This window comes from Cyanobium sp. LEGE 06143 (assembly GCF_015207535.1).
Taxonomy (GTDB): Bacteria; Cyanobacteriota; Cyanobacteriia; order PCC-6307; family Cyanobiaceae; genus NIES-981.
Genome location: NZ_JADEWP010000001.1, coordinates 22623 through 46865, shown reverse-complemented (window position 1 = coordinate 46865; position 24243 = coordinate 22623). Strand labels below are relative to the sequence as shown.

24 protein-coding genes and 2 pseudogenes are annotated in these 24243 nt (G+C 62.5%); 15 read left to right on the top strand and 11 right to left on the bottom strand.

Annotated elements, in window-relative coordinates; genetic code table 11:
• Positions 1-58: 58 nt before the first annotated feature.
• Positions 59-1465, top strand: a complete 1407-nt coding sequence (locus IQ216_RS00250) for an adenylate/guanylate cyclase domain-containing protein (RefSeq protein WP_193813814.1) — start codon at positions 59-61, stop codon at positions 1463-1465.
• On the opposite strand, the gene IQ216_RS00245 is transcribed toward IQ216_RS00250, so the two are convergent.
• Positions 1420-2784 carry an APC family permease gene (locus IQ216_RS00245; RefSeq protein ID WP_193813813.1) on the bottom strand — a complete coding sequence of 455 codons (1365 nt, stop codon included), beginning with the start codon at positions 2782-2784 and terminating at the stop codon, positions 1420-1422. The genes IQ216_RS00250 and IQ216_RS00245 overlap by 46 nt on opposite strands.
• 7 nt (positions 2785-2791) lie before the next feature.
• Positions 2792-3094, bottom strand: a complete 303-nt coding sequence (locus IQ216_RS00240; RefSeq protein WP_193813812.1) for a hypothetical protein — start codon at positions 3092-3094, stop codon at positions 2792-2794.
• Positions 3095-3231: 137 nt separating this feature from the next.
• On the opposite strand from IQ216_RS00240, the gene IQ216_RS00235 reads away from it, so the two are divergent.
• The 4 genes from IQ216_RS00235 (at position 3232) to IQ216_RS00220 (ending at position 5312) form a co-directional block, all read left to right on the top strand.
• Positions 3232-3411, top strand: a complete 180-nt coding sequence (locus IQ216_RS00235; RefSeq protein WP_193813811.1) for a hypothetical protein — start codon at positions 3232-3234, stop codon at positions 3409-3411.
• Positions 3371-3649, top strand: a complete 279-nt coding sequence (locus tag IQ216_RS00230) for a PPC domain-containing DNA-binding protein (RefSeq protein WP_193813810.1) — start codon at positions 3371-3373, stop codon at positions 3647-3649. The genes IQ216_RS00235 and IQ216_RS00230 overlap by 41 nt, the downstream gene beginning before the upstream one ends.
• 125 nt (positions 3650-3774) lie before the next feature.
• On the top strand, positions 3775-4131 hold the full coding sequence (locus IQ216_RS00225) for a hypothetical protein (protein WP_193813809.1): 357 nt from the start codon (positions 3775-3777) through the stop codon (positions 4129-4131).
• 386 nt (positions 4132-4517) lie between these two features.
• Positions 4518-5312, top strand: a complete 795-nt coding sequence (locus IQ216_RS00220) for a neuromedin U (RefSeq protein ID WP_228006938.1) — start codon at positions 4518-4520, stop codon at positions 5310-5312.
• A gap of 23 nt (positions 5313-5335) precedes the next feature.
• Here the strand turns inward: IQ216_RS00220 and IQ216_RS00215 are convergent, their stop codons facing one another.
• The 4 genes from IQ216_RS00215 to IQ216_RS00200 all read right to left on the bottom strand — a co-directional run bounded on the left by IQ216_RS00215 (position 5336) and on the right by IQ216_RS00200 (position 9409).
• Positions 5336-5707: a DUF1214 domain-containing protein gene (locus tag IQ216_RS00215; protein WP_228006937.1), complete on the bottom strand. Its 372-nt coding sequence runs from the start codon at positions 5705-5707 to the stop codon at positions 5336-5338.
• 504 nt (positions 5708-6211) lie between these two features.
• Positions 6212-7210, bottom strand: a complete 999-nt coding sequence (locus IQ216_RS00210; protein ID WP_193813807.1) for a DUF1254 domain-containing protein — start codon at positions 7208-7210, stop codon at positions 6212-6214.
• An 82-nt stretch (positions 7211-7292) separates the two neighbouring features.
• Positions 7293-8735, bottom strand: coding sequence for a DUF1254 domain-containing protein (locus IQ216_RS00205; RefSeq protein WP_370566529.1), 1443 nt, complete (start codon positions 8733-8735; stop codon positions 7293-7295).
• Positions 8736-8800: 65 nt separating this feature from the next.
• Positions 8801-9409 (bottom strand): TetR/AcrR family transcriptional regulator, encoded by a 609-nt coding sequence (locus tag IQ216_RS00200; RefSeq protein WP_370566528.1) that lies wholly within the window; start codon positions 9407-9409, stop codon positions 8801-8803.
• A 401-nt stretch (positions 9410-9810) separates the two neighbouring features.
• On the opposite strand from IQ216_RS00200, the pseudogene IQ216_RS00195 reads away from it, so the two are divergent.
• Together IQ216_RS00195 and IQ216_RS00190 are read left to right on the top strand one after the other, a co-directional pair.
• A pseudogene (locus tag IQ216_RS00195) lies at positions 9811-11231 on the top strand (NAD(P)/FAD-dependent oxidoreductase).
• A 26-nt stretch (positions 11232-11257) separates the two neighbouring features.
• Positions 11258-11725, top strand: a complete 468-nt coding sequence (locus IQ216_RS00190) for an esterase-like activity of phytase family protein (protein WP_193813835.1) — start codon at positions 11258-11260, stop codon at positions 11723-11725.
• 201 nt (positions 11726-11926) lie between these two features.
• Here the strand turns inward: IQ216_RS00190 and IQ216_RS00185 are convergent.
• Positions 11927-12954 (bottom strand): annotated as a pseudogene (locus IQ216_RS00185) (IS5 family transposase).
• Positions 12955-13073: 119 nt separating this feature from the next.
• Positions 13074-13688, bottom strand: a complete 615-nt coding sequence (locus IQ216_RS00180; RefSeq protein ID WP_193813804.1) for a hypothetical protein — start codon at positions 13686-13688, stop codon at positions 13074-13076.
• Positions 13689-14813: 1125 nt separating this feature from the next.
• On the opposite strand from IQ216_RS00180, the gene IQ216_RS00175 reads away from it, so the two are divergent.
• The 5 genes from IQ216_RS00175 to IQ216_RS00160 all read left to right on the top strand — a co-directional run bounded on the left by IQ216_RS00175 (position 14814) and on the right by IQ216_RS00160 (position 17597).
• Positions 14814-15575 carry an SDR family NAD(P)-dependent oxidoreductase gene (locus IQ216_RS00175; protein ID WP_193813803.1) on the top strand — a complete coding sequence of 254 codons (762 nt, stop codon included), beginning with the start codon at positions 14814-14816 and terminating at the stop codon, positions 15573-15575.
• A 344-nt stretch (positions 15576-15919) separates the two neighbouring features.
• Entirely contained in the window at positions 15920-16354 is a 435-nt protein-coding gene (locus IQ216_RS14585) for a hypothetical protein (protein ID WP_370566527.1), read from the top strand.
• A gap of 3 nt (positions 16355-16357) precedes the next feature.
• Positions 16358-16903, top strand: a complete 546-nt coding sequence (locus IQ216_RS14580) for an FAD-binding domain-containing protein (RefSeq protein WP_370566531.1) — start codon at positions 16358-16360, stop codon at positions 16901-16903.
• A 50-nt stretch (positions 16904-16953) separates the two neighbouring features.
• The gene (locus IQ216_RS00165) at positions 16954-17442 is read left to right on the top strand and encodes a VOC family protein (RefSeq protein WP_193813802.1); all 489 of its coding nucleotides are present in this window, start codon (positions 16954-16956) and stop codon (positions 17440-17442) included.
• Complete coding sequence (locus IQ216_RS00160) at positions 17439-17597, top strand: hypothetical protein (protein WP_193813801.1); 159 nt, start codon at positions 17439-17441, stop codon at positions 17595-17597. Before IQ216_RS00165 ends, IQ216_RS00160 begins: the two co-directional genes overlap by 4 nt.
• A 122-nt stretch (positions 17598-17719) precedes the next feature.
• On the opposite strand, the gene IQ216_RS00155 is transcribed toward IQ216_RS00160, so the two are convergent.
• Positions 17720-17938 carry a hypothetical protein gene (locus IQ216_RS00155; protein WP_193813800.1) on the bottom strand — a complete coding sequence of 73 codons (219 nt, stop codon included), beginning with the start codon at positions 17936-17938 and terminating at the stop codon, positions 17720-17722.
• Here IQ216_RS00155 and IQ216_RS00150 point away from each other — a divergent pair.
• From IQ216_RS00150 to IQ216_RS00140, 3 genes are all read left to right on the top strand, one after another.
• A complete protein-coding gene (locus tag IQ216_RS00150) occupies positions 17867-18577 on the top strand; it encodes a hypothetical protein (protein WP_370566530.1) in 711 nt (236 codons plus the stop codon). The two genes, IQ216_RS00155 and IQ216_RS00150, sit on opposite strands and share 72 nt — an antisense overlap.
• A gap of 72 nt (positions 18578-18649) precedes the next feature.
• Positions 18650-19764 (top strand): IS3 family transposase gene (locus IQ216_RS00145; RefSeq protein WP_370566526.1). Its coding sequence is split into 2 segments (ribosomal slippage): positions 18650-18911 and positions 18911-19764, totalling 1116 coding nucleotides; the frame shifts between segments, so codons are not numbered across the junction.
• On the top strand, positions 19761-21257 hold the full coding sequence (locus IQ216_RS00140) for a hypothetical protein (RefSeq protein ID WP_193813797.1): 1497 nt from the start codon (positions 19761-19763) through the stop codon (positions 21255-21257). Before IQ216_RS00145 ends, IQ216_RS00140 begins: the two co-directional genes overlap by 4 nt.
• Positions 21258-23054: 1797 nt before the next feature.
• Here IQ216_RS00140 and IQ216_RS00135 read toward each other — a convergent pair.
• Both IQ216_RS00135 and IQ216_RS00130 read right to left on the bottom strand, forming a co-directional pair.
• Positions 23055-23417: a hypothetical protein gene (locus tag IQ216_RS00135; RefSeq protein ID WP_193813796.1), complete on the bottom strand. Its 363-nt coding sequence runs from the start codon at positions 23415-23417 to the stop codon at positions 23055-23057.
• 45 nt (positions 23418-23462) lie between these two features.
• On the bottom strand, positions 23463-24104 hold the full coding sequence (locus tag IQ216_RS00130; RefSeq protein ID WP_193813795.1) for a minor capsid protein: 642 nt from the start codon (positions 24102-24104) through the stop codon (positions 23463-23465).
• Between the last annotated feature and the right edge of the window lie 139 nt (positions 24105-24243).

The following is a 24243-nucleotide window of genomic DNA, read 5'->3' as shown; positions in this document are numbered from 1 at the left end:
GGCCCCAGTCCGGTAAACCGGAGGAATTCCGTGCTCTGCTGCTGTGCCCCTGCCCGCCATGCTCCGGGCCCGGTTGGCTCGGCGGATCGCCTTCTGGATCTTTCTGAATTTCCTGGTGGTGGAGGCGCTGGTGCTGGTGCCCTCCGTGCTGCGCCAGGCCGACCGGCTCGGGGCGCAGCTGCGGCAGGTGAGCACCGCCAAGATCGATTGGCTGGTGGCCGAAGGCCAGGCGGGCTCATCGCCTCAGCTGCTGGCCGCGGTGCAGCGGCTGCGCAGCTCCTCAATGCTGCAGGACATCGAGGGGGCTGCGCTCTACCGGGCGTCCAGCGGGGAGAGGCTGGGCGGCTTCGGGGCACTGCCGCAGCTCTCAGGGGTCCAGGCCAGCCGGAATCGCATCGAGGGGCGCTGGTATCCGCTGCGCGGCAGCTACGACGCCGCGTGGGGGCCGGAAAGCCTGGGCGGCGACCATCTTCTGGTGATGCGCCACGAGGCCAGCAGCATCCGCGCAGGGCTGCTCAGCTACACCCTCAACATCACCCTGATCGTGCTGGGGATCGCGGCCTTCCTCACCCTGATCACCCTGGTGGTGATGCAGCGGCTGGTGATCGGTCGGATCGTGACCCTGCGGGATCGGCTGGTGCTGGGCGGACGGGCCCTGGCCTCGGGCTCCACCAGCAACCCGGAAACCCTGCTGCTGCCCCTCGGGGCTGCCGATGAGGTGGGGGAGGTGGAGCAGGCCTTCAACCAGTCGTTTCTCACCACGGCGGCCGAAATGGAGCGCCGCCAGGTGGCCGAGCGCAGTGCCCAGCAGGAGCAGGAGCGGGCCGACCAGCTGCTGCTCAACATCCTGCCGCCGCCGATCGCAATGGAGATGAAGCGGGGACGGCGCACCATCGCCGAGACCCATGCCGATGTGAGCGTGCTGTTCGCCGACATCGAGGGGTTCACCGCCCTGGCGGCGCGGCTGCCCTGCCATGCCCTGGTGCAGCTGCTGAACCAGGTGTTCAGCGCCTTCGATCAGCTCTGCGAACGCCATGGCCTGGAGAAGATCAAGACCATCGGCGACAACTACATGGTGGTGGGGGGCCTGCCCCTCCCCCGCGAGAACCACGCCGACGCCATCGCCGCCATGGCCCTGGACATGCAGGCCTGGATGCGCGACTTCCGCAGCCCGGAGGCCGAGGGCATGGCCCTGCGGATCGGCATGCACTGCGGCCCGGTGGTGGCCGGGGTGATCGGCACCAAGAAGTTCATCTACGACCTCTGGGGCGAAACGGTGAACATCGCCAGCCGCATGGAAAGCCATGGCCTCGCCGGCCGCATCCAGCTGAGCGAGGCCCTGGCCCGCAGGCTGGAGCCACGCTTCCAGGTGCAGCAGCGCGGGTCCTTGCTGGTGAAGGGGGTGGGGGCGATGACCACTTACTGGCTGGAGCCGCCGGCGCCAGCCGCCCCGGGCTCCGCCTGATCGGGGCTGGAACGCCGCGGGATTACCAGCCCCAGGCTGGCCAGGGCGAGGGCCGCCAGGCTGTTGGCGCTGTCCTGCAGCAACGCCGCCGCCAGGAACGCCACCGACACCAGGGCGATCAGCAGCGGCGCCAGCGGGTAGGCGGGCAGCCGGAAGGGCCGCTCCAGCTCGGGCTCCCGTTGCCGCAGCACTACCAGGGCGGCGATGCCCACCAGGGGCAGGCACACATAGAGGAAGGCGGCCATGGCCAGCAGGTGCTCGAAGGATCCCGCCAGCACCAGGGCCATGGAGGCCGCCAGGCTGAGGCCGAGGGCGCCTGTGGGGGTGCCGCCTGGGTTCACGCCCTGGGCCAGGGCCGGGAAGAGACCATCGCGGCTGAGGCCGTAGAGGATGCGCGGCGCGGCCATCACCACGGTGTTGATCAGCCCGAGCAGGGCCACCAGGGCCACCGCCGTGATCACCTGACCGCCGATCGCACCGCCCAGCAACTGGGCCGCCGTGGTGGCCGGCAGGCTGGAGGCGGCCAGCTGCTGCGGAGTGAGCACATGCAGCAGGGCCCCGTTGATCAGCAGGTAGAGCACCAGCACAGCCAGCACGCCGCCGATCAGGGAGCGGGGCAGGTCGTTGGCGGGATCGGTGAACTCCTCGGAGAAGTAGATCGGACTGGCCCAGCCGTCGTAGGTGGTGATCACCGGCTGCAGGGCCATGAGGGCCACCAGGCCGAGGTTGCCCCAGGCCAGGGGCTCACCAGCGCCGGCGCTGGTGTAGACGCTGATGGAGTCCAGCGGCGGCAGCAGGTAGCAGGCCGCCACCAGGCCCAGGAAGGCCACCGCCTTGGCCAGGCTGAGCAGCTCCTGGCTGGCGCTGCCGGCCCGCACCCCGCGCCACTGGATCAGGCCGAACAGAACGATGGTGAGCAGGCCGACCAGGCGCTCGGACAGGCCGGCATCGGGCAGCAGCTGCACCACCACTTCGCCCGTGGTGGTGGCCACCCAGGCCAGGCCGATGCAGTGGGCGAGCCAGTCGGTCCAGCCCACCAAGCCGCCGGCCCGGGCCCCGAAGGCCCGCTCGGCGTACACATACCAGCCACCGGCGCGGGGCAGGCTGCTGGCCAGCTCGGCCACGCACAGGGCTCCCAGCACCGCGTAGAGGCCACCCAGCAGCCAGGCCGCGAGGATCAGCCAGGGATCGAGCAGCTGGGCCGCCACGATGCCGGGGGTGCGCAGGATGCCGGCCCCGATCGTGCCCCCCACGGCGCCGGCAAGGCCAAAGCCGAGCCCCAGCACCTGCTGCAGCCGGCCCGGAGAGGGCGTGCTCATCGGGCCATCAGTACAGCGACTCGCAGATCGGCGTGGGAGTGAGCTTCATCAACGACCACAGCGCCTCGTACTGGCCTGCCGTGATCACCAGCTCCTGCTCCATGAGCTCGGCCATGGGGGTGCCCGGAGCAGCGGTGGCGCCCAGTTTCTGGTTGATCAGGGCCAACCCCTCGCACATGGTGTCGATGTCGGGGTTCAGGGGTTGGCGGGCCCTGGCGGCCTGGGGCTGCAGCACCAGGGGCAGCGCYACCACCAGCAGGGCCGTCAGAGCCCTGATCAGCGGCGTTGAAGACCGGGGTGGATGGGGCATGGAACAGACCACACGGCAGGACCGCTTGGGGCGACGGCCATCATGGGCGGGCAAGGCGGGCTGTGCAGCCTCAAACCCAGGTTCGGCGCGCGGAATCACAGCCGATACCATGGGCCAAGTGCTTGGGCAGGTCTGCGATGAAAAGACTTTCCGGTCCATTGCGCAGAGCCTTGATCTATGGCCTGGTCAGCTACTCAGGACTTGTTCTGATCAACAACTCAGAACTGAATCTGCCCAACATGTGGGTGGCCTACCTGCCGATGTTCATCGGCGTCTATGTGCTCACGCTTTGGTTGGATCGCAAGTTCGGGGATTGATCCCATCCAGCCACGTCCACCTTGCCCCCTGCTGCGGCTGGCTGACCGTCAAGAGAGCACAACCCTGGACGGCGCACTGGAAATCGTCAGCCTGGCCGGCACGCTCTCTGCCGATGGAGCCCATCTGCACATCGCTATCGCCGACAACACCGGAGCGGTGATCGGCGGCCATCTGGCCCCCGGCTCGCTGGTGCGCACCACCGCCGAGCTGCTGGTGGGGCTGCTGCCGCACTGGTAGTTCCGGCGAGAGCTGGATCCAGCGACGGGTTACGCCGAACTGCGGATCCATCGGCACCCAAATGGCCACAACGTGTGAGCCCAACGCAGGGCCTGGCCATACTCAGGTTCCAGGCTGCACCAGCCATGCCGAGACCTCTGGGCCGTGCCCCCCTGACCATGGCGTTGATCAGCAGCGCACTGGCTGCAGCGGTTCTGGCCCCGGCGGTCCTGGCTCCCGCAGCCCTGGCCGAGGCCTGGAAGAGCTGTGCCTACAACGACCAGCCGATCGGTTGCCGTGACAACCACTCCGCTGATGGCAGGGTGTGCATTGTCTGGGAGGATGGCCAGGCGATGACCTACCGGCTGGTGAAGGAGGGCTTCCCCCTCTCGACGCTGCGGGATTCCCTCGGCGGCACCTGGGAGCGGCGGGTGTATGTGCAGGGCAACGCCGAGTTCACCAACCCGGCCAACGGCAACCGGATCTTCGTGCCGCTGCGCTGAGCCTTGGGTGATCGACGAGGCTTACTTTCATCGTCCTAGCCAATCGTTTATGGCTGAAGTTTGATCGTGGACTGACGTGATCACCCACCCGTTACCACCCCACCAGCCGGCCAGCCCAATGGCATTCTGCCAAGCAGCAGACAATCTTTCTAGTGGCTGCGAACCTCTCCAACAAGTCACTAGTTCGTGCTTATTTGCGTAGATTAGCCAATGAAAAGGATCGATACTTGATCAAGCTCGCTCTACTACTGTGTGCCTTCGCCCTGTTCCCAGAGGCTATCGCAAACACCCATCCCGCGGGCCCATCCCAGGGGAGCGAGTCATCAACCATCCCCCTACCGTTCCGTCAGCCGGTGACGCTCGTTCCGGCCTCCCCAGCGGCATCGTTGGCCCAAGCCGAGAGCGAGCTCCCTGACAGCGAAGCGAGTGACGATCAACCTGAACTGCGTACAGCCGACCTTGCCAAGGAGTCCCAGAATCCGATCGCCAGTCTGATCAGTGTGCCCTTCCAGAACAACACCACCTTCGGTGCTGGGCCGTCGGGGGAGGGCACTCCGAATCTTCTCAATATTCAGCCTGTGATTCCAGTTCCTCTATCGGAGGAGCTGCTCTTGGTCACCCGCACCATCGTCCCTGTCGTCAATCAACCCGCGTCGGCAACGAGGCAAGGCAGTGCCTTTGGCCTGGGAGACATCAACCCTCAGTTTTTCTTCTCCCCAGTCTCGGAAAGCAAGGTCACCTGGGGTGTGGGGCCCACTTTTGATCTACCCACGGCCACGGAAGACGTTCTTGGCCAGGGGAAATGGAGCGCCGGTCCAGCGGCGGTTGTGGTCGTGTCCACAGGCCCGATGGTGTGCGGGGCTATCGCTAACAACGTCTGGTCGTTTGCCGGTGACCGTGATCGGGAGTCGGTCAATCAGCTCCTGGTGCAACCGTTCCTGAACTACAATTTGCCGAAGGGATGGTATCTGGTATCAGCTCCGATCATCACCTCCAACTGGGAAGCCCCCGCCGGTGAAGAGCCATGGACCGTTCCGATCGGAGGTGGTTTTGGCCGGGTGTTCGCCATCGGTGACCAGAAGGTGAATGCCTCGCTGCAGGCCTACTGGAATGTGGTGAAGCCCGATGCTGCCGGAGACTGGAGCCTGAGGGCTCAAGTTCAGTTGCTGTTTCCCCGCTGAGCGGCACCCACCAGTGGCAAGCGTCAATTCACGGGTTCAAAGTCAACGGGCATCCAAGTTTTCTCGAACCATGCCTGCTCGGGGCCGCAGAGGCCCAGCAATACATTATAACCTTTACCTGGAAGTGTCTTAATCCAGTCTCCTGGCTTATCTTCAGGAGCCTTGGTGCCAAAATAAACCGTCGCTGCTCCATCGGGCTTCAGTTGTAAGGCTTCGGAATTGCTGTCGAGAGTTCCGGTCAACTGATCGGTCTCAAGGACTGGCCGGGGGTGGTTGTCATAGACCATGAAGCAGCAGGAGTTGGCTGCTGGGATAAGGGCCCGAAGGGTCACGGCATAGGTGCTGCCACCGTCGAGAGGCACGGCGTTCTGATCTACTGCTCCTGATAGCGTCAACCGAGCCAGTTCCCACCTTCGTAGTGGTCATGGCCGGGGTGATGCCGGTGGCGTAGTAGTGAAAGGCAACCCGATCATCCAACATGCGAGCGCCTTCATTCAGGAACTCGTAACGTCCACCTGCCAAAGGCGACTGCCATTGACACTGACCAGGGTAGAAGTAGACAGCCTGGCTGCAGGGGCAAAATAGGATGGGCCGGGACGATGCGTTCCCAATCGCGGCAGCTTCGGTGAGGATGGCTTTCCAGCGCTCATCGGGAGCAAAGGGTTGCCCTTTCACGATCCCCACGGAAGCAGCCAACCCAGTGCTTTCCGGGTCGCAGGAGCCCACGTGGTCAGGGTTGCGCCACAGGGGTCCCTGCGACTACAAACAATGAAGCCACCGGGAGGCCAATCGATTGGATGGCGTATCTTTTCGTGATCAGCCATCGATGCTTGAGTGTAATTGTCCGAGAAAGCCTGGGCGATGTAGGCCGCAGCAACTGAAACAGGCATCCAATGAGCTCATTGGGTCTTGAGAGGTTGAGCAGATCGAATGAACTGGGTCATGTTGAAGCCATATTCGCCATTGCTGACCATCTCGCTTGGACCGTAGTGACGCATCAGCACGTTGAACTTGCCCGTGGTGTTGCCCTTGCTAACTGGAATATTGTTGGGTAGACCCTTGCAACCAAAACGCAATGTGTAGGTGCCATCTGGATTCTGCACCGGATTTGTTTCACTGGAGATATTGGCCACGTCATTGAATATATAGCCATCCCCATTGTAAACCGTAGCTGACCAGAAATACTTCGGCTCTGGATCAACAAACGTTGTTTCATAGCAACCATCGGCATCGAAGTAGGGGCTCGTCTGGTAGATATTGTCTTGCACCATGGCGCCACCCCAGCCACCAGCCGCGCCAACGTAGTTCATGTAAGGTGTTTGACCACTTTCGACATTGCTAAATGCTCTTGACTGATCATAACCATCGCTGAAGTCTTCATTACCGGCCCTTTCAACCGCCTGGAACGACCCCTCATCCCATTCCTTGACCTCGAAGGGTTTCGGGTCAGGTGCCTCAACCAAAATGTTGTCTCGTAAGCCTGGATCAAGCGTGCGGACAATGACAAATGCATGGTCGGTCTTAGCAGTAAGCAGATATCTGCCAGGACCGTAGATCATGCGTTGCGTTTCATGATTTTCATCAACAGTCTGTATCGTTACATATTGATCGGTTTCTGGGATCGTAACGTAGACATTCCTGCTGGACAGATCGAATACCGAAGTTGAGTAAGCCGTATCACGGTTCATGCGCACAACAAACTGTTCCTTCGGATCGCTACTCGGCACTGGCATTTTCAAAAACCGATTGAGACCACCTGCCTTCTCGATGATGGCAGCGAATCGCAGGTTGGTGTACGCCTGAGGGAAGTTCTCTGCGGTGACGACAATGGGTTTTGCCAACGCGGTACTTGACAACAGAGCGGCAGCTGCCGCGACGCTGAGCGTGTGCTTGATCATCATCGGTGTTGATTGGATAAAGGCCCGATAGTCGTCGGGCCGCCTTTGTTCGAACGGGTCAGAAAACAGTGTCTATCCCGCGTTATTCGACCAGCATGACATCACCCGGCTTCCAGGTCTGCTCGATCCAAGGCTCGAGCGGGCCATACATCCGAAGCGCAGCAAACCAGCTCTTGCCTGGGATCGTTTGGATCCAGTTAGCCTCCTTTCCTTCGGGAGCCACAGGAGCGAAATACACATCGATGCTGCCATCAGCATTCACAACTGGATTGCGCTGCACGCTGTCAAGCGAGGGCGCAGCTTGATCGGTCTGCAACATGGATCGCGTCTGCGCGTCGTAGACAGTAAAAGCCCAGAAATCTCTTGCAGGAGGGTTGGGTGGCAATGTCGCCATGTAGGTCTTAGATCCGTCAAACGGCTGTCCCGTATTGTCGACATAAGCGATCGCATAATCTGACCCTGTACCCACCCGAGGCGTCGCCATGGCCGGTGTGACCACTGTGTAGCCGTAGTGGAACGCCACTCGGGCATCAGAATTCATGGTGTAGCCATCATCTCCGTTGAAGAAAACGTTCCTGTCATTAAATCCAGTGAAGTAATTGCGATCTGGATAGAGCTTCAACCCATCGAGGTTCATGTCGACTCGCGGGTACCAGACAATCGAACGAGCTGACGCATTGCCGATCGCGACTGCGTCTTCAAGGATTTTCCGCATTCGCGTATCGGGAGCAAAAGGTTTACCTTTTTCGATCCCGATGGAGGCAAAGAGTCCGCGTGTCTCAGGGTCAAGGAAGTCAATTGGCTCTTTCTGTACGACGGCGTTAAGCTCATTGTAGAACTCGAAATTATTAGCATGCACAGTGTTCCAGGGCGTTGCAGAACCGCTGATAAATTCCATCTCGGGGGGATTGTCCGCCATCGAGAGCGGATACATCTTTAGATTGTCCCGGATAAATGCTGCCGCGTTTTCCATGCCATCAGCGATGGAATAGCGTAGGAGAATCCAGTTTTTGTAGGAACCTGGATCAAGGGTGTAATAGCCATCAGGCACATCGCCCTCGTAACCAGGGGGCAGGATCAGGTATTTACCGCCTTTGCCTTTGTCCTGCCCAGCTGGGCCGAAGTCTCCGGCGTAGCGGAAGTAGGCATCGTGCAGCGCTCCAAGCGCCCCAGGCGGAACTTCGATGACCGTGGGCCCATCCCGCTCTAGATCGGTTGTTGGGAACACATACATCGTAGTGTTGTTGTAGGTCAGGCCGATTTGATCGGGACCCGCGAGTTTGTCGAACAGGACGATCTGATGCGCCTCTACGGCTCCAAGGCTTTCGGTGCCGTGGATGATCGCGTAGATCGAGGCCGCAGGAATTCCTTTGAGGAATGTATCGACGCCCCGCATCGTGTCGAGGTAGTCATAGACCTTTGCCGAAGTTTGCGGCAGAGGAGCCCCATCGATGAAGCGCAGCGTGCCGATCGAAGTCTGCACTGCATCGGGGGTGGTGATGGAGTCGAGCGTTGCCTGGTTCACCTCAGCTGAGGAGGGAGTACCCAAGCAGGCAAGGAGGAAAGCAGCCAATACGGCAGAGGGGCGATTCATGACGAGGTCCCGTAGAGTGTAGAGAGCCAGATGTGGCAGAGACTGTCGGCCACCCGCGAGGGATCTCCCCGCTGGCTGGTGCCGAATTCCTTGATCAACACTGCCGCATCCATCCGGTTGAGGGCGACAGCGACGCTGTGGGCTGGGAAGGCGGGAATCCAACCCCTTTCCTGGTGCTGCTCGATGCGAGCGGTGACGGCTGTATCGAAATGGGCCAGAAAGCTGTTCCAGGCCTTTTCAAGTTTGGGATCGAACGGCGCCGCCTCTGCCACGGCCCGAAGGATCGGACCCTGCTCTGAGCCCACGTCAACCATGGCCTGCAGGGTCTGCCGGAGCAGCTGGCATGGGTCGTTGTCGCTCTGGAACCAAGGGTCGGCGGCGTTGAGAATCGCCTCACGGACATCGTCCAGCAAGGTATGCATCAGGGCGTAGATGTCCTCAAAGTATTGATAGAAGGTGGCTCGACTCGATCCAGCCTCGGCCATCAGCACCGCCACGGAAAGATCGCGGAATGACTCGTCCCGGAGGAACTGCACGGCGGCGTCAAGGATGGCTTGACGGGTGAGGGCACCCCTGCGCGGTTGCGCGAGTTGCTGGGCGGTCACACGTGGCCGGTGCCTTCGGGGTGAAGGGGGCTGAGCCGACGTGGTGTTACCTCTGCCTGACACCGTGCCAGGTTAGCGTACAGCCCGAACGTCACTGCTTTGCTCTTGAACTGGCTCGGCGAGGGGGAGCCACGTCTGCTGCTCATTGGATTCCAGCTGGCGCAGAAGCGGCAGGTCCGGTTGGCCTGTTTGCCGCATTGGTGATCAGCAGGTGAACGCCACGCTGCAGTCCCACTGGACTGTGGTGAGCCGCACGCGACCGGTGCCAGGGGCCTGAGGGCGCAGCTCATCCCGGGGCTGCTGCAGGTGTGGAATGGCTGATGGAGCCACCGAATGGCTTCCCCCACTACAGAGCCCAGAGAGAGCCATCCATAGGTTGAAAGACTGGGCTCAGGAGGGCCATGGCACCGGAACGCTTCTTCCTGGAACTGGACCCCCCCGCCTGTGCGCTGCGCGACTGGCCCCATGTGGTGATCGTGGGTGGTGGCTTTGCAGGGCTCACAAGGCCTGCCATGCCCTGGCCGGCAAGCGCGTGCGGGTGACGCTGATCGACAAGCGCAACTTCAACCTGTTTCAGCCGCTGCTATATCAGGTGGCCTCGGGGCTGGTGTCTGAGGCGGATGTGGCCTCCCCCCTGCGCCAGATGGTGGGCCAGGCCCCGAACATCCAGGTGCTGCTGGGGGAGGTGGTGGACATCGACCCCGAGGCCAAGGAGGTGGTGTTCAACGACCACCGCTACGGCTACGATCATCTGATCCTGGCCAGCGGCTCCGGCAGCACCTATTTCGGCCGCGAGGAGTGGCGGCCCCTGGCGCCGCCGATGAAGATCCTCGAGCACGCCGATGAGATCCGCCGCCGTCTGCTGATGGCCCTGGAGGAGGCGGAGCAGACGCTCGATCCCGAGCGCCGCCGCTTCCTGCAGACCGTGGAGGTGGTGGGCGCCGGCCCCGCCGGCTGTGAGCTGGCTGGCTCCCTGATCGAGCTGATGCACCGCGCCATCCGCCGGGATTTCAAGCAGCTCAACCCCGACCTCTGCCGGGTGGTGCTGGTGGATCCGGTGGAGCGGGTGCTGCCCACGATGCACCCGAAGCTGTCCGCCGCCGCGGCGGGCTACCTGCAGCAGGCCGGCGTGGAGGTGCGGCTGCGGACGAAGGTGGAGGCGATCGCCCCCGGGCGGGTGAGCCTGCAGGGGGCCGATGGCCTGCAGCAGCTCGAAGCCGCCACCATCTGCTGGACCGCTGGCGTGCGTGCCTCCCGGCTGGGCGCTCTGCTGGCCGATCGCAGCGGCTGCCCCGTGGACCACGGTGGGCGGCTGCTGGTGGAGCCCGATTTCTCGGTGCCGGGCCACCCCGAGATCCACCCCATCGGTGACCTCTGCGCCTACCTGCACACCACTGACGGCACACCCCTGCCCGGCATGGCAGGCCCCGCCGTGCAGATGGGCAGCTGGGTGGCGGCCCACATCCTGGCTGGGCGGGAAGGCCGCAGCCTCGCCCCCTTCCGCTTCACAGACCTGGGCAGCATGGCCGTGATCGGCCCCTGGTATGCGGTGGCCGACCTGCGGGGGCTGCACATCACGGGCTTGGCGGGGTGGGTGCTCTGGGCCCTGGCCCATCTGGCCTTCATCCCTGATACGGAGAACCGGATCACCCTGTTCACCAAGTGGATGTGGCAGATCGCTACCCGCCAGCGCACCGCCCTGCTGATCACCGGCCGTCCCGACCAACACCTGGGCGTGGACGTGGGGCTGTTCCGGGCCGAGCGAGAATCCACCTCCCTGGCCCCTGCCGAGGAAGAGAACTCGGAACCCCTGGCGGCCTGAGAGAGCGTTTTGCTTCTTGCTGAGGGCTGAACCCCCATGCTGCTGACCATCGCCGCAGCGATTGCGGTCAAGCTGCTGAGCCTTGGGGCCCCTGCTGCAGGCCCCCCCCGTCAGGTGCGGCTGCTGCGCTGGGGCTGGCGCTGCTGCGGCGCTTCGAGCCCCCGTTCAACTGGCAGATCCAGCTGGCTCTCTATCCCCTGCCGGCAGCCACCGATGACGCCGCGGCGCCGCCACTGGCCGAATGGGATCTGATCGCCACCGGCCTCAGCCCCGACAACTGGGAGGGCCTGATTCCCGGCCCGCCGCTGTCCGACGGCCGGCCGACGCTGCTGCTGTTGAGCGACGACAACCTCAATCCCCTGCAGGCCAACCGCCTGGCCCAACTGGCACCGCTGCACCCGCAGCCCCTTGCCGCGCAGGAGCGGCAGAGCGATCAGCATGGTGCTGACTGTGCTTCCAACGCAGACGCACGGTCGAGAACCCTGGCGGGCTGAGGAAACAACGTCTTGAGGGCCCCACAGAGCTAGGGAACCTCTGGGCAATGAGCCCTGAAAGAGGGTTCAAGGGCGCAATATGCTCTCAATGAACAAGTCTTGGCGATCTGATTCTAGAGTTGCCTGATTTCACATTGTCGGCCGCCAAAACCAGCCCATGTGGGGCGGTTCTTGCCCTCAATGGACACACTAGTCCTCCAGTCACGTACTGAATAGCAACCTGCGACGTGCCATGAATAGGTTCGCGAGGGCTACCAGCACATTCACTTTGTAGCTATTCTTGAGCATTCCCGCAGCCGGGATTTCTGAAAGCCGAATTGCTGCTTGATCACCCGAAACGGATGCTCTGCTTTAGCACGTATGTGAGCTTTGGCGGTTTCGACCAGATCATCCAGTCGTCCCTGCGGCGTGTCCGGAAGAAGGCGGCGCTTCCCAGGGCGCATGGCAACGCGGAATCCGATTCCCCGGCCTTGCATCTCGTCTCGCTTCTTAATTCCCTGGTAGCCGGCATCTGCATAGACCACGGTCTCCTCGCCGTGCAGAAGATCAGCAGCTGGGGTGAGGTCATGCACATTGGCAGCCGTTGTTTCCACTGAGTGGGTGAGGCCGCTCTCGCTATCCACGCCGATGTGGACCTTCATCCCGTAGGCGAAGCCTTCCGCGTAGCGGTGATACCACTGCTTGCCCTTGCAGGTCTGGTGCATCTCCGGATCCCTTTCCTTATTCTAATTCTTGGTAGAGTTTGGTGCCGCGATCAAGGTGGCATCGATGATCGTGCCCTACTTCATGGACATGACGCGTGCTTTGAGATGGGCTTTGACCACCTCAAAGGTCTGTGGGCCGAGATCATGCTTCTCCAGCAGGTGCCGGGACGTGAGAATCGTGGTCTCATCAGGGATCCGATCACTGATCAGGGCGATGCCGGCAAAGCGGCGCATCGTCTCCACTTCGATCAGTGCATCCTCCATCGCCGGATCGCTCAGGTCGTACCACTGCTGCAGCAGATGGATACGCAGCATGGACTCAAGTGGATAGGGCGGGCGGCCTCCCTTGCTGCTGGTCTTGGGATAGTGGGGCTCGATGAGATCCTGCAGCGTTTTCCACGGCACCACCTTCTCCATTGCGGCCAAAAAACGCTCGTGCCTCGTGCGCTTCTTGGCCGTGGTCTGCTCGTAATCGCTGTAGGCGCAGCCTTCCGCGAAGCGGTGGCCGAGCGGCTTGCTGCCCATGACCCAGTCCGCGCCTGCGATTACAGGGATATTGTCGCGCGGATCGCTTGGGTTTTCCAGAGCCTCCTTAGCTCTCGGAAGGGAAAACTCAGCTGGTCAGGCAGTTTTTCACCAGACTCTTAGGGCCGCTGGAACAATTCAATCTGAAGGATATCGCGATCAGCATCGTCAAAGCTCATCGTTCCAACGGTGCCACCGTAGGCCTTATCAGTTCCCAGCAGCGAAGAGGTGAAGGCTACAGGCAGCAAATCTTCAATCGTGGCCTCCACTGGACCAGGAGCAGCGGCAGAAATGGCCTGAACCTGTTGGGCAGAAATTTCGACCTGGCCTAAGGAACGTGCCTGCACTGTTCCGTCAGGAAGTACAAGGTGGCCCTGGAAACTAGTTAACCACAGAAAATCTCCATTTTGACCTTGACCGAGATCTTGAATTAATTCTTCTTTGCCATAGAATGTGCCATCGGGCGATGAGCAGTTCTTGTTTGTTGACAGAGCTATTGTATAGATCAGGGTATCGCCAACACTGAGCCGATCATTGTCGTCAATGTCAAGATAGGAGGTTTGCTCTGTTGAACAGACTTCGATATCTTTCTTGATGAGAGGAGTTGCAGGCATGTCCCGGCTGGTCTCCCCTGTCAATCCAGCCTGATCGGCCTCCTGTCTGCCCGCAGAACAGGCCGAGATCGCGATCAGAAGCCAGAGTGTCAATGGCAGAAAAGTGGGGCGAAAACCCATCTGAAATGCTGTATCAGGTTGAATATTATGATCGGATGACTTTTAGAGTGTTAAGTCTGAGTTAAGGAAGTGTTGAGCGGCAGAGGCTTGAGCACCCCCTTGCGCCGGCTACAACCGGAATGGATCTTTGGCTGTATCCAGAGAATGATCTCTGACAAATCGAAGGTGATTCAACGCCCCTTCTCAGCAGCTCGCCGCCCTCAAGTGATGCCGCCTAACGACACCAAATGCCATTGATGCTGGCATGAGCAGTTGTCGCCGTGGCGTGATTGGATTCATGAACGCAGCGAGCTAGTTTAAGCGGCCTGATTCCAGTGCCTACAATAGATCTGGTCCAGATGGTCCAGATCTCCTTGGGTATGGATCACCCCAAGTCCTTCCGACCATGGCAGCCAGAACATAACACCTCAACCCCAAGGAACTGGGCGTGGAAGCATCGCCCCCAGCCAGCCGATGGTGAGATCGGACGGATCCTCCTAGAGGTAGAGGTAGCAGCTGCCATCGGCCAGTACCGCCTAGAAGTAATCGTACCTTACCTCCTCGCTGTCTTGCTGTATTACGTTGGCGAGGCAGTTAGCGCTGCATCGATGCTTCAGGTGTACGAGGCCTTCTGAAAGCGTCCCGCATCGCTGCTCAGGGCCAGCCAGCGCAAGCCCCTATCCGACCAGATTTCGTGTTCCAGAACGCCATTGGGGCGCCAGCCACTGTGGGCCGGCTCAGGCCGGAGGCATCGAGCACAGCCCCGGCGCCGTCCAAAGCTCCTGCAACACGCAGGCGACCGGCCTCTGGGAAATGGATAGATGGAATGCTCACGACCCCTTCAGGGATTTAAATGTGGTTTGGGTGGCTTTCATATTCGAGAAGCAAAATGCCAAAGACTCTTGCTCAGCGTTTAGCCTTTGGGTGTCGCTAAGATCTCAATTAACTGCTTGCAAGTGATCCTTCTACTCAAAGCACCCACCCACCATTGCCATGCACCTGGGCCGCCTCCATAGGTATCATCACGCAGAATGATTTCCTCGCAGCCAAGTGATGGCAAACGTTCGGCACCTGTGGAAAGCCACCAGTTTCCGAGATCCTGTGACAGGTGGGCTTATCGTTCACTCACGGTTAGGGGGACTTTCTATGGACCTACAGTTGCAAGGGAAGAGCTGCATCGTACTCGGAGGAAGCCGAGGAATTGGCCGCTCGATCGCTCTCGGCTTGGCGAATGAGGGGGCCAACGTCGCCATCTGCGCCCGATACCACGAAGCACTTCGAGAAACCGAGCATGCCCTTGTTGCCACTGGGGTTAAAGCGTATGCTGCTGTATGTGACATAGCTGACTCACAGGCTCTGACTTCGTTTCTGTTCACCGCGAAGAATGAACTTGGCGGTATTTATGGTTTAATCTACAACGCGTCGGCACTCGCCGTTGGGCCGACCTATGACGACTGGAACGCCAGTCTTCAGGTGGACCTCATGGCAGCCGTACGTGCTTGTGACCAAGTTATCCCCTGGATGGCTGCGGGTGGGGGCGGTAGCATTCTTCTCGTCTCGTCCATCTCCGGCCTGGAGTGCGATTCGGCACCGGATTATGGCTATACCGCTGCTAAAGCAGCGCTCATCGCGCACGCTAAGAAGCTCGCGGTCTTTCACGCCTCCGAAGGAGTTCGCGTCAATGCAATTGCTCCCGGCTCGACAGAGTTTCCGGGTAGTATCTGGTCCCGTTCACGAGAGCAGTACCCCGAAATCTACGAGAGTGTGCGCACTGCCATCCCTGCTGGGCGTTTCGGTACTCCCCAGGAGATTGCGGACGTTGCGGTATTCCTAGTCTCCCCGCGCGCAAACTGGGTGGCCGGCGAGTGCGTCTCAGTCGATGGTGCCCAGCACCGAGGCATGCGCTAGTGGTTCTGCCAAGGCTTCCTGCGAACCGGGTCCGCTCCTAATTGTGCGCTTGATTCCGACTTCAAGTCGCCTTGCTATGCACTCGTGGCGGCTGATCTTGGTTGTTCGGCAAGGCCAGATGTCCAAGCAAGGGTCTCACGAACGGGAATCATATTGGTTTCGGGAGATGGCCTTAGCGATCGGAGCCCGGTTAAGGGAATCGGAAGAGTGTAGGGCCGCGGTGTCTTCGCATCATGGCTCTAATTGTCAGAACAAGTCCTACCTTGATCCTATGAAGTTAGGACGGATCAAACTCTCAATTTTAGATCAAGTGTGACGGCTGGGCGCGGCGTTGGAAGCAGCGCATGACCGAACCTCTGGCGCCGCCGCCCCCGGCCCTGCAGCCGCTCGGCGGCGTGGATCAGGGCGTGATTCCCAGTGCAGCCTGCCTGGGGCTGGCTCCCGATCCCTGCCCCGGCCGCCAGAGCGGCGGCCGCTCCCAGGCGCTGGCGACACTGGAGAGTTGTCTGCAGGGGCGCGGCGCCCGCTACCMGCGGGAGCTCTCCGGCCCGCTCACGGCCTTCGGCAGCTGCTCACGCCTCTCGCCCCATCTGAGCTGGGGCACGCTGTCGTTGCGGGAGTTGGTGCAGCACAGCCGGCGGCGGGTGGTGACGCCGCGGGGCCTCGAGGCGCGGCTGCACTGGCACTGCCACTTCATCCAGAAGCTGGGAAGCCAGCCGGCGATCGAATTCGAGGAGAGTCATCCACTCACGGCCGGCCTGCGCCGCAGCAATCCGTAGCGGCTGGCGGCCTGGGCGGCGGGCCGCACCGGGCTGCCATTTGTGGATGCCTGCATGCGGGCTCTGATCGCCACCGGCTGGCTGAACTTCCGTATGCGGGCGATGCTGATGGCGGTGGCCCGCCTCTTCGTGGACTACGAGCCCGGCATCCACTGGAGTCAGTGCCAGATGCAGTCGGGCACCACGGGCATCAACACGATCCGCATCTACAACCCGATCAAGCAGGGCCACGACCACGACCCCCAGGGTTGCTTCATCCGCCGGTGGCTGCCGGAGCTGGCGCGGATGCCGGCGGTGAACCTGCACGAGCCCTGGACGATGCCCGCCTCGACCCAGCGGCGGGTGGATCCGGCCCAGGCGGCCCGGGAGGCCCGCGAGGCGATCTGGAGCCGCCGCCGGCAGCAGGGCTTCGCGGAACTGGCAGATGCCATCCAGGAACGCCATGGCTCCCGCCGCTCCGGCCTTGCCGCCAGCGCGCGGCGGCGGCGACGCCAGCCAGCCGTGCAGGACCCCACGGCCGTGCAGCTGCAGTTCGAGCTGGGCAGCTGAACCAGAATGGAGGCGATCGCAGAACGGCCCGTGCGGCCAGGAGCCTGCCGGTGGCATCGCCCAGCTTCCACCTCTCGATTCCGGCGTGGGACCTGACGCTCACCCGCCAGTGGTATGAGCAGGTGCTGGGCTGCGTTGCGGGGCGCAGCAGCGCGGCGGCGCTGATCCTGGATCTGGGCGGGCACCAGCTGGTGGCCCAACAGCAGCCCCATGGCCCCGATCCGGAGCCCGTGCAGCAGGGCATTTACCCGCGCCATTTCGGCCTGCAGTTCGATTCCCTCCCCCAGTGGCAGGCCTTGCGGGAGCGGGTGGAGGCGGCCGGCGAGCCTTTTGCCGTGGCGCCGAAATGCCGCTATCCGGGCTCGGCGCTGGAGCATCACACCTTCTTCCTCAACGATCCCTCCGGCAACTGGCTGGAGTTCAAGCACTACTCCCATCCGGAGGCGGTGCTGGGCTGCCGGGAGCAGGCGGAGGTGGGCGATCCGGAACTGCGTCTGGATTCAGCGGAGAGCACCTCCCGGGAGCTTGGCAACGGATGACGGAAGCGGTTCCCAGAGACTGGCAGGGAGGGCTGGTGCCCTATCCAGACCCAGCCATCGAGGTAGTTGAGCCTGCGTTCCGGCGCTACGTGCTGGGCAACGCCGCGGTGGAGCGGCTGCATACCGGAGCCCTCTGGACGGAAGGGCCGGTGTAGGAGGCCGTTTCCACCTTGCCGGCATAGCTGCTCAGGGCCAACCCCTGCACGGCACCCGCCCTCCAGATTTCGCGCTGCACCACGGCATTGGGCCGCCAGCCGCCGTCCCAGCTGAGCCCCTGCTACTGGCTGAGCACCGTTCCCGCCAGCGTTGCGGACGTGCAGGCCGCCTCCGTCTGCTGGCGCCAGATCCCAGTCATGGTGGTGCCGGCAGTCGCGCTGAGGCTGTAGCGGGGTCTGCCGGAGGCTGCCAGCACGGCCTCGGCCTCATCGCGGGACCCGGGGCCGGCATCTGGCGTGGTGCGCTCAAGCCGCACCCGGCAGGGGCCGCTGGGTCGCACCGTGCCGCTGCTCAGGACGCCACCGCCCTCCAGGTCAGGGTCTTCTCGGCAGCCGATCGCATCGCGCTGGATTCCAGCACCAAAGCCGTCGTGATCGCCGACTTGGGCTGCGCCCAGGGAATGGCGACAGCACTCTTGATTCGAAGCTCCGTGGAGAGCATTCGGACGCGGTCTCCACACATTCCCATCCATGTGGTTCACAACGACGTTCTGCAGAACGACTGGGCTGGCCTGTATGAGGCCCTGCGCCGCGAGGAGAGTTATCTGCGAGTGCGTGAGGGGCCGATCACTCCCATGACGGCGGCATGTTCCTTCTACCAGCTCGTGATGCCTCCAGGGGTGCTCAATCTCGGGCTGAGCTTTGCGGCGCTCCAGTGGCTCGAGCGGCCAGGGCCTGCATCTGCCGGCACAGCCCTGTTCTTCGACCAACTCGCGGGAGCGGAGGCCCTGGAGATGGCGGAGCAGGCCCACCAGGACTGGAGCCGGTTTCTGGCCCTGCGGGCGATCGAACTCGCACCGGGTGGATGCCTTGTGCTCGTCATGATGGGGCGCCACCCCAACGGGTCTGCAACCGGCCACACGCTCTGGGCGGCCATCCGGGCCATTGCTGAGGAGCTGGTGTTGGAAGGGCGGATTTGACGTGGACCCCAGAAACTGAACCAGACCTTATGAGAGCTTCCCTACCGGCCAGACTTGGCCAGGAGAAGCCCCATGAAACGCAAGCGCCACACGCCCGAGCAGATCATCCGCAAGCTGCGCACCGCTGAGCAGCTCCTCAACCAGGGCCAGACCGTCGCTGACGTCTGCAGGACCCTGGAGGTATCGGCTCCCACGTACCACCGCTGGAGGCAGCAGTACGGGGGCATGCAGGCCGAGGAGGCCAGACGGCTGACCCAGCTGGAGAAGGAGAACGCCCGGCTCAAGAAGCTTTTGGCGGAAGCAGAGTTGGAGAAGGCCATGCTCAAGGACCTCGCCGAGGGAAACTTCTGAGCCCGGAGCGTCGCCACAGGGCCGTCACGGTCCTGCAGGAGCGTTACCGGGCCTCTGAACGCCTGGCCTGCCGGGTGGTGGGCCAGCACCGCAGCACCCATCGCCATGGCGGCAAGGTCGTCTCGATCGAGGAGGCCAAGCTCCGGCAGCGTCTCCGCGAGATCGCCGCGGACCACATCCGTTGGGGCCGCCGGATGGCCTACCGCCTGCTGCGGCGGGAGGGCTGGACCGTGAACCACAAACGGGTGCAACGGCTCTGGCGCGAGGAGGGGCTGCAGCGGCCCACTCCCAGGAAGCGAAAGCGGGCACGGCCCGCGGACGGCTCGGTGCGGCGTCATCGGGCTGAGCATCCCCACCAGGTGTGGGCCATGGACTTCCAGTTCGACGCCACCGCTGATGGGCGCAGGCTCAAGTTCCTGAACGTGATCGATGAGCACAGCCGCCTCTGTCTGGCCATCCGGGTGGGCAGGCGCTGCAAGGCCAAGGACGTGGTGGCGGTGCTGGAGGAACTCACCAGTCTCTACCCAGCACCGGCGTACATCCGATCGGACAACGGGCCGGAGTTCATTGCCCAGGCCCTACGGGACTGGTGCGAGGCCAGTAGCATTACCAGCACGGCCTACATCGAGCCAGGATCCCCGTGGGAGAACGGATTCGCCGAGTCGTTCAACGGCCGGTTCCGGGATGAGTTCCTCAACACCGAGCTGTTCACAACAGCTCCCGAGGCGCAGATCCTGGCCGATCGTTGGCGCTGGGAGTACAACTCACTCAGGCCGCACTCGGCCCTCCAGGGGCGTACGCCCCTGGAGGCAGCTCAACAGGGAGCTGCAGCATGACCACAACCACCCACTCTCATAAGCCCTGGACCGATAAAGGGGGTCACGTCAGGGTCTTCAACCTGAGCAAGCTACGGGGGGAAGGCGTGTGGGTCGACAACGGCCTTCCGGTCTGGCACCTGGGCGACCGGCTGGAGGTTGCCGGCCAACTGACCGATCTGGATGCGTTCGCCGGCCAGTACTGCTACAGCAGAGAAGTACCGCTGGCGGTTGATCCAGAGGCAGCGCCGCTGAGTGATGAAGAAGGCGTCGCCATCTTGGAGGTGATCCAAGGCATGGGCTGGGAGCAGACCTGCGATGGGCTGCATCTGGCCGGCTGGGCGGTGCTCTCCAACGTCGGCGGCGCTCTCAGGAAGCGGCCAGCGCTGCAGATCACCGGCTCATCCGGCATCGGCAAAAGCGATAGCGTCGAAAACGTCCTGCAGCCGCTGCAAGCGGAGCTTGCGAGGTACTCCAGTGGCTCAACTGAGGCGGGGGTGCGGCAGATGCTTGGGAATAGCTCTCTTCCTGCTCTCATCGATGAGTCAGAGCAGGAAGACCTCAGGCGAAGAGAGCAGCAACTACGCCTGGCCCGGTACTCCTACGACGGTGTGGAGCAGGTGAAAGGCACACAAATAGGTGTGGCAATGAGGTATGCAGTCCGCTCCAGCCTTTGCCTCATCGGGATCAACGCCACGGTGCCCAACTCGGCGGACCGAAACCGCCTGGCCGTGGTGACGCGTAGGCACCTCACCGGTGCGGAGTGGGAGGCGGTGGCCACCCGCCGTCGTGAGCTGATCACCCGCGATGTGGGCGAGCGTCTGATCCGGCGCACGGTGACTCATCTGAAGGTGCTCCTGCACAACGTGCAGACCTTCAGCCTGGTGGTGCAGGCCATGGGCGGCACGGCCCGCAATGGCGACACCTACGGAGCGCTGCTGGCCGGAGCCCATCTGCTGGTCAGCACCGACCGGCTGGAGGTGCCCTCAGCTCGGGCCTGGGTCGAGGCGCAGGGCTGGACGCTGGAGAATGAGGCCGCCGAGAGCTGCGCCGCTGCCAGCGAGGCTGAGCGCTGCCTTCAGCATCTGCTGGGCCACGAGGTGCGCTTCCACGATGGGGCGCTCGCACCGGCTGGCGTCACCACCGTGAGGGAGCTGGCGCGCTGGGTCGGCCCGCTGGCAGGGACCGCCAAGGGCGCAGCGAGCTACAAGGCAGCCCAGGACGCACTGGGCCGCCTGGGCCTGAAGGTGGACAAGGAACGCGGGCTGGTGATCGCCACTGGGCCGAAGACGGGGATGGGGAAGGTCTTCAACGGCACGAAGTGGGCGAACGAGGCGTTTGCAGAGCGGTTGCTCGACCTGGAGGGGGCACAGAGGCTGCAAGCGGTGGCCCGGTTCCCGGTGATCGGCGTTTCGAGGGGAGTGAGTGTGCCTCTGGAGGTGCTGGGCGGGATGGAGCCGGAGAGCGGTGAGGCCGGCGATGGTGAAGCGGCACAGCACCCGCTGTGGGGGTGAGGTGCGCGGCGTTACGCGGGCCCAGCGTGTTGGTGTGGTGGGGTGGAGGTGGCGTTACGGGGATCTGCTGTAACGCCAGAGGGGTTTGTAACACCCCCTTGTTACAGCAGATCCCTTGCGCTGGAAGGGAAGTAACGATGTAACGGTGTAACGCGAAATCATAGAGACATACCCCCTTAAAAAGTGGGAAATCTTTTCTCTCTCTCTCCCCCTCCCTCTCCTCCCTCCTCCTCTCTCGTACGTATCTATATTTCTTGTTACAGGTGTTACATCGTTACAACCCTTCCAGCGCAAGGGATTTGCTGTAACATCCCCCTGTTACACCTGAGCTTAGGCGTTACAGCGCAGTGAGGGACTGGCTTTTTCACCTCCACACCACACCACCCGGCTGGGGCAGCGGGGCGGGCCGGCTCCGGCAGCACACCCCCCCACCGATGCTTCTTGAGAGCGGTTCTCAACAAGCAGCCCTTCCCGCCGCTGACCCAGCCGGTCGGTCGCTGAGGGGGTGAGCGGCGGGCACCGGCACCCTGCTGGGCCTACTGGGGCCGTCCTGCAGCGCACCGAGGCGCCCCCCAACCACCCTGCTGGGCCTGCAGCAGCTTCCGATGTTTGTTGAGAGTCGCTCGCAATAGGCAGCAGCACCCACCCCTGGCCCAGAGGTGCTGTGGGGGGTGAGCAGCGGCGGCCCTTCCGATGCTTGTTGAGAATTGCTCGCAACAAGCACACACCACCACCCCCCACCTGGGTCTGATCCCCTGCCCTGCAGCGAGTCTCCTCTGAGCTGGAGACTTCACTCTTCAGCCATTGACCCTGAAGTAATAAGCAACCTCCGGCAAATAGCCGCAGTCTTGACCTGCTCTTAACCTGCAGATTCACCGCAGCTTCACAACCCGGTCGCTTGCCGACCACTCCCGCAAGCGGTAAAATCCACCAAGCCACGATGTGCAGAACACATCGCCGCACCTCGACAACTGAAGAGATAGAGCAGCCAACCCGCTGGTGCAGCTCTGCTCAGCATCTGAGGCTCACCTCCTCCGCAGCCCTGGAAACGACGGGCCGGAGGAGAAACCATTTCGCCTCAGACCTCATGACTATTCAAACGACTAAGACGGCGGCTACGCATGCCTCTGAGACTCACCTCCACCCCGTGGAGCTGCTGCTCCTCGCGGCGTTGATTACAGCAGCAGCACTGCTGGAGCTGATCACAGCAGCTTCGCTCCTCTGGAAGCCACACCCCCCGCTGGGTCCGCTGGCCCTGTCCCCCTCACCAGCACCGCTGGTGCCTGAGCTGCAGGCTCTCACCGTCCGCGAGCTGAGGCAGACCGCACACCACCTGGGCCTGCCTCGGAGTCTCTCGCACAGCGGTCGTCGCGCTGACCTGCTGGCGGCGCTGCCGATGGCGTGGTGAGGCCGTCCCGATTGTCCAGCGTCACTGCCTGGAACACAGGTACGCGGCGCTCAGTGTGCCAGTTGACCCGCTCCCCAAAAGGCTTTCTCAATAAGCAGCAGAGGCTGAACCGGCGAAACGCCGGATTTTGTGGCCAAAACGGGGGTTCCCATGTTGTCCAAAACCGCCAGCGGCGATGGGGTGTGACAGTTGGCTCTATTGAGAAGATCACTCGTAGAGAAAGCCCCACGCTGGCCCAGCTTCGTTGGCGTGTAGGGGAATACAACGCCATCACACTTACGTTATGCCTCCTCGACACGCCAACGCCGCAGCCGGCGAGCGGCGGCACACCACCACCACTACCCACCCCCTGGGCCAGCTCCAGCGGCCAGCTCTCCCAGCGGTGCGGGTCAACCCCGCTCCAACTCCTCCTGCAGAAACTCGCCGAACCGCTCCGAAGCTTCCGCCAGCGGCGCCTCCGTCCATGGCCTGGCTGGCAGGCGCTTCCCGCTACCACGCAGCACAGCACCATCGTGCACGTCTCGTGCATAATCAACCGGCCAGGTAAAGGTGATACCCTCACTCGTGATGTTGACTTGTAGAGAGGATCGAAGCCTCCCGGTATCGATGATATCCCTAAGCTCAGTGTCAGTCCACTTCCACTTCGGCTCCGATATTTCTTCAATAAAGCGAGCTTCTAACCAAGCCGCAAGGCGGTTTACCGCTCTTTGTTTGGCGGCCGCGAAATGGGAGGCGAAATCGGGGTGGTCCATGGTTGCGTTCAGTCCGGTTAGGTGGGTGCTGAGCTGTTGACGGAGTTAACGTCCACTCAGCACCTCTTTCCGATGCGCCCTAGCGATCTTCGCTACCCACGGCGTTGAGGTGCATCTGCAGCGAGGGTGCACCGGCAGTTGTAGGTCATCGACTCGATACTTGACCCCAGCTCTGGGCCTGCAAATGGGACAGGTACGATCGTCTGCCGTCGCCCAGTACTGCACGTATTCGATCCCAGCAGCCTTGAAGCGGTCGTGCCGCGCGGCTGTGTAAGCGCGAATGCTCTCAGTCCGCACAATCACCTCCGCCGCGTTCTTCACCACGTCGAGCCGAGATCGCAGCACTCGTTCGATCTCCTGATTGCTGCGCCCTTCGAGAATCCCGCTGGTGAGCAGCTCCGCTGCGGTATTTGCGAAGTCTTCACCGTGTCTCTGCAGATAGCGCCTCGACTCCCTGGCCATTGCTACAGCCGATTCCAGTGGCACACCAACTGCAAGAGCGGAGACTCGCGAACCACCAGCCCCCTGGGCCAGCAGGCCCTCACCAAGGGTGGTGCCGAGCTTGCTGGCATCGCGAAGCAGTCGCTCAAAGCCCTTTTCGTAGCGGTCAGGCTCATCCGGTGCGGCCGCAGGCAGCAAAGCTTGGAGTTGGCGAGCTATCTCTAAGTTGTAGCCGACGCGGCTCAACGCTCCACGTTGGATCTCGCCCGTGATGCGTGGAAGTAGCGAGCGGTAGCTTTGTGTTAGAGCCTTGTTGAAGTTCCGCAGGGTGAGATCTTCTTCAAGCTTCAGCGCTGAGTTATAACGCTCTACGAGGTTGGGGTAC

Excerpts from the sequence above, each read along its gene's own strand:
- IQ216_RS00250 (WP_193813814.1), top strand. The coding sequence starts at position 59 with ATGCTCCGGGCCCGGTTGGCTCGGCGGATCGCCTTCTGGATCTTTCTG.
- IQ216_RS00245 (WP_193813813.1), bottom strand. The coding sequence starts at position 2,784 with ATGAGCACGCCCTCTCCGGGCCGGCTGCAGCAGGTGCTGGGGCTCGGC.
- IQ216_RS00235 (WP_193813811.1), top strand. The coding sequence starts at position 3,232 with ATGAAAAGACTTTCCGGTCCATTGCGCAGAGCCTTGATCTATGGCCTG.
- IQ216_RS00230 (WP_193813810.1), top strand. The coding sequence starts at position 3,371 with ATGTGCTCACGCTTTGGTTGGATCGCAAGTTCGGGGATTGATCCCATC.
- IQ216_RS00225 (WP_193813809.1), top strand. The coding sequence starts at position 3,775 with ATGCCGAGACCTCTGGGCCGTGCCCCCCTGACCATGGCGTTGATCAGC.
- IQ216_RS00210 (WP_193813807.1), bottom strand. The coding sequence starts at position 7,210 with ATGATCAAGCACACGCTCAGCGTCGCGGCAGCTGCCGCTCTGTTGTCA.
- IQ216_RS00180 (WP_193813804.1), bottom strand. The coding sequence starts at position 13,688 with ATGGGTTTTCGCCCCACTTTTCTGCCATTGACACTCTGGCTTCTGATC.
- IQ216_RS00175 (WP_193813803.1), top strand. The coding sequence starts at position 14,814 with ATGGACCTACAGTTGCAAGGGAAGAGCTGCATCGTACTCGGAGGAAGC.
- IQ216_RS00160 (WP_193813801.1), top strand. The coding sequence starts at position 17,439 with ATGACGGAAGCGGTTCCCAGAGACTGGCAGGGAGGGCTGGTGCCCTAT.
- IQ216_RS00140 (WP_193813797.1), top strand. The coding sequence starts at position 19,761 with ATGACCACAACCACCCACTCTCATAAGCCCTGGACCGATAAAGGGGGT.
- IQ216_RS00135 (WP_193813796.1), bottom strand. The coding sequence starts at position 23,417 with ATGGACCACCCCGATTTCGCCTCCCATTTCGCGGCCGCCAAACAAAGA.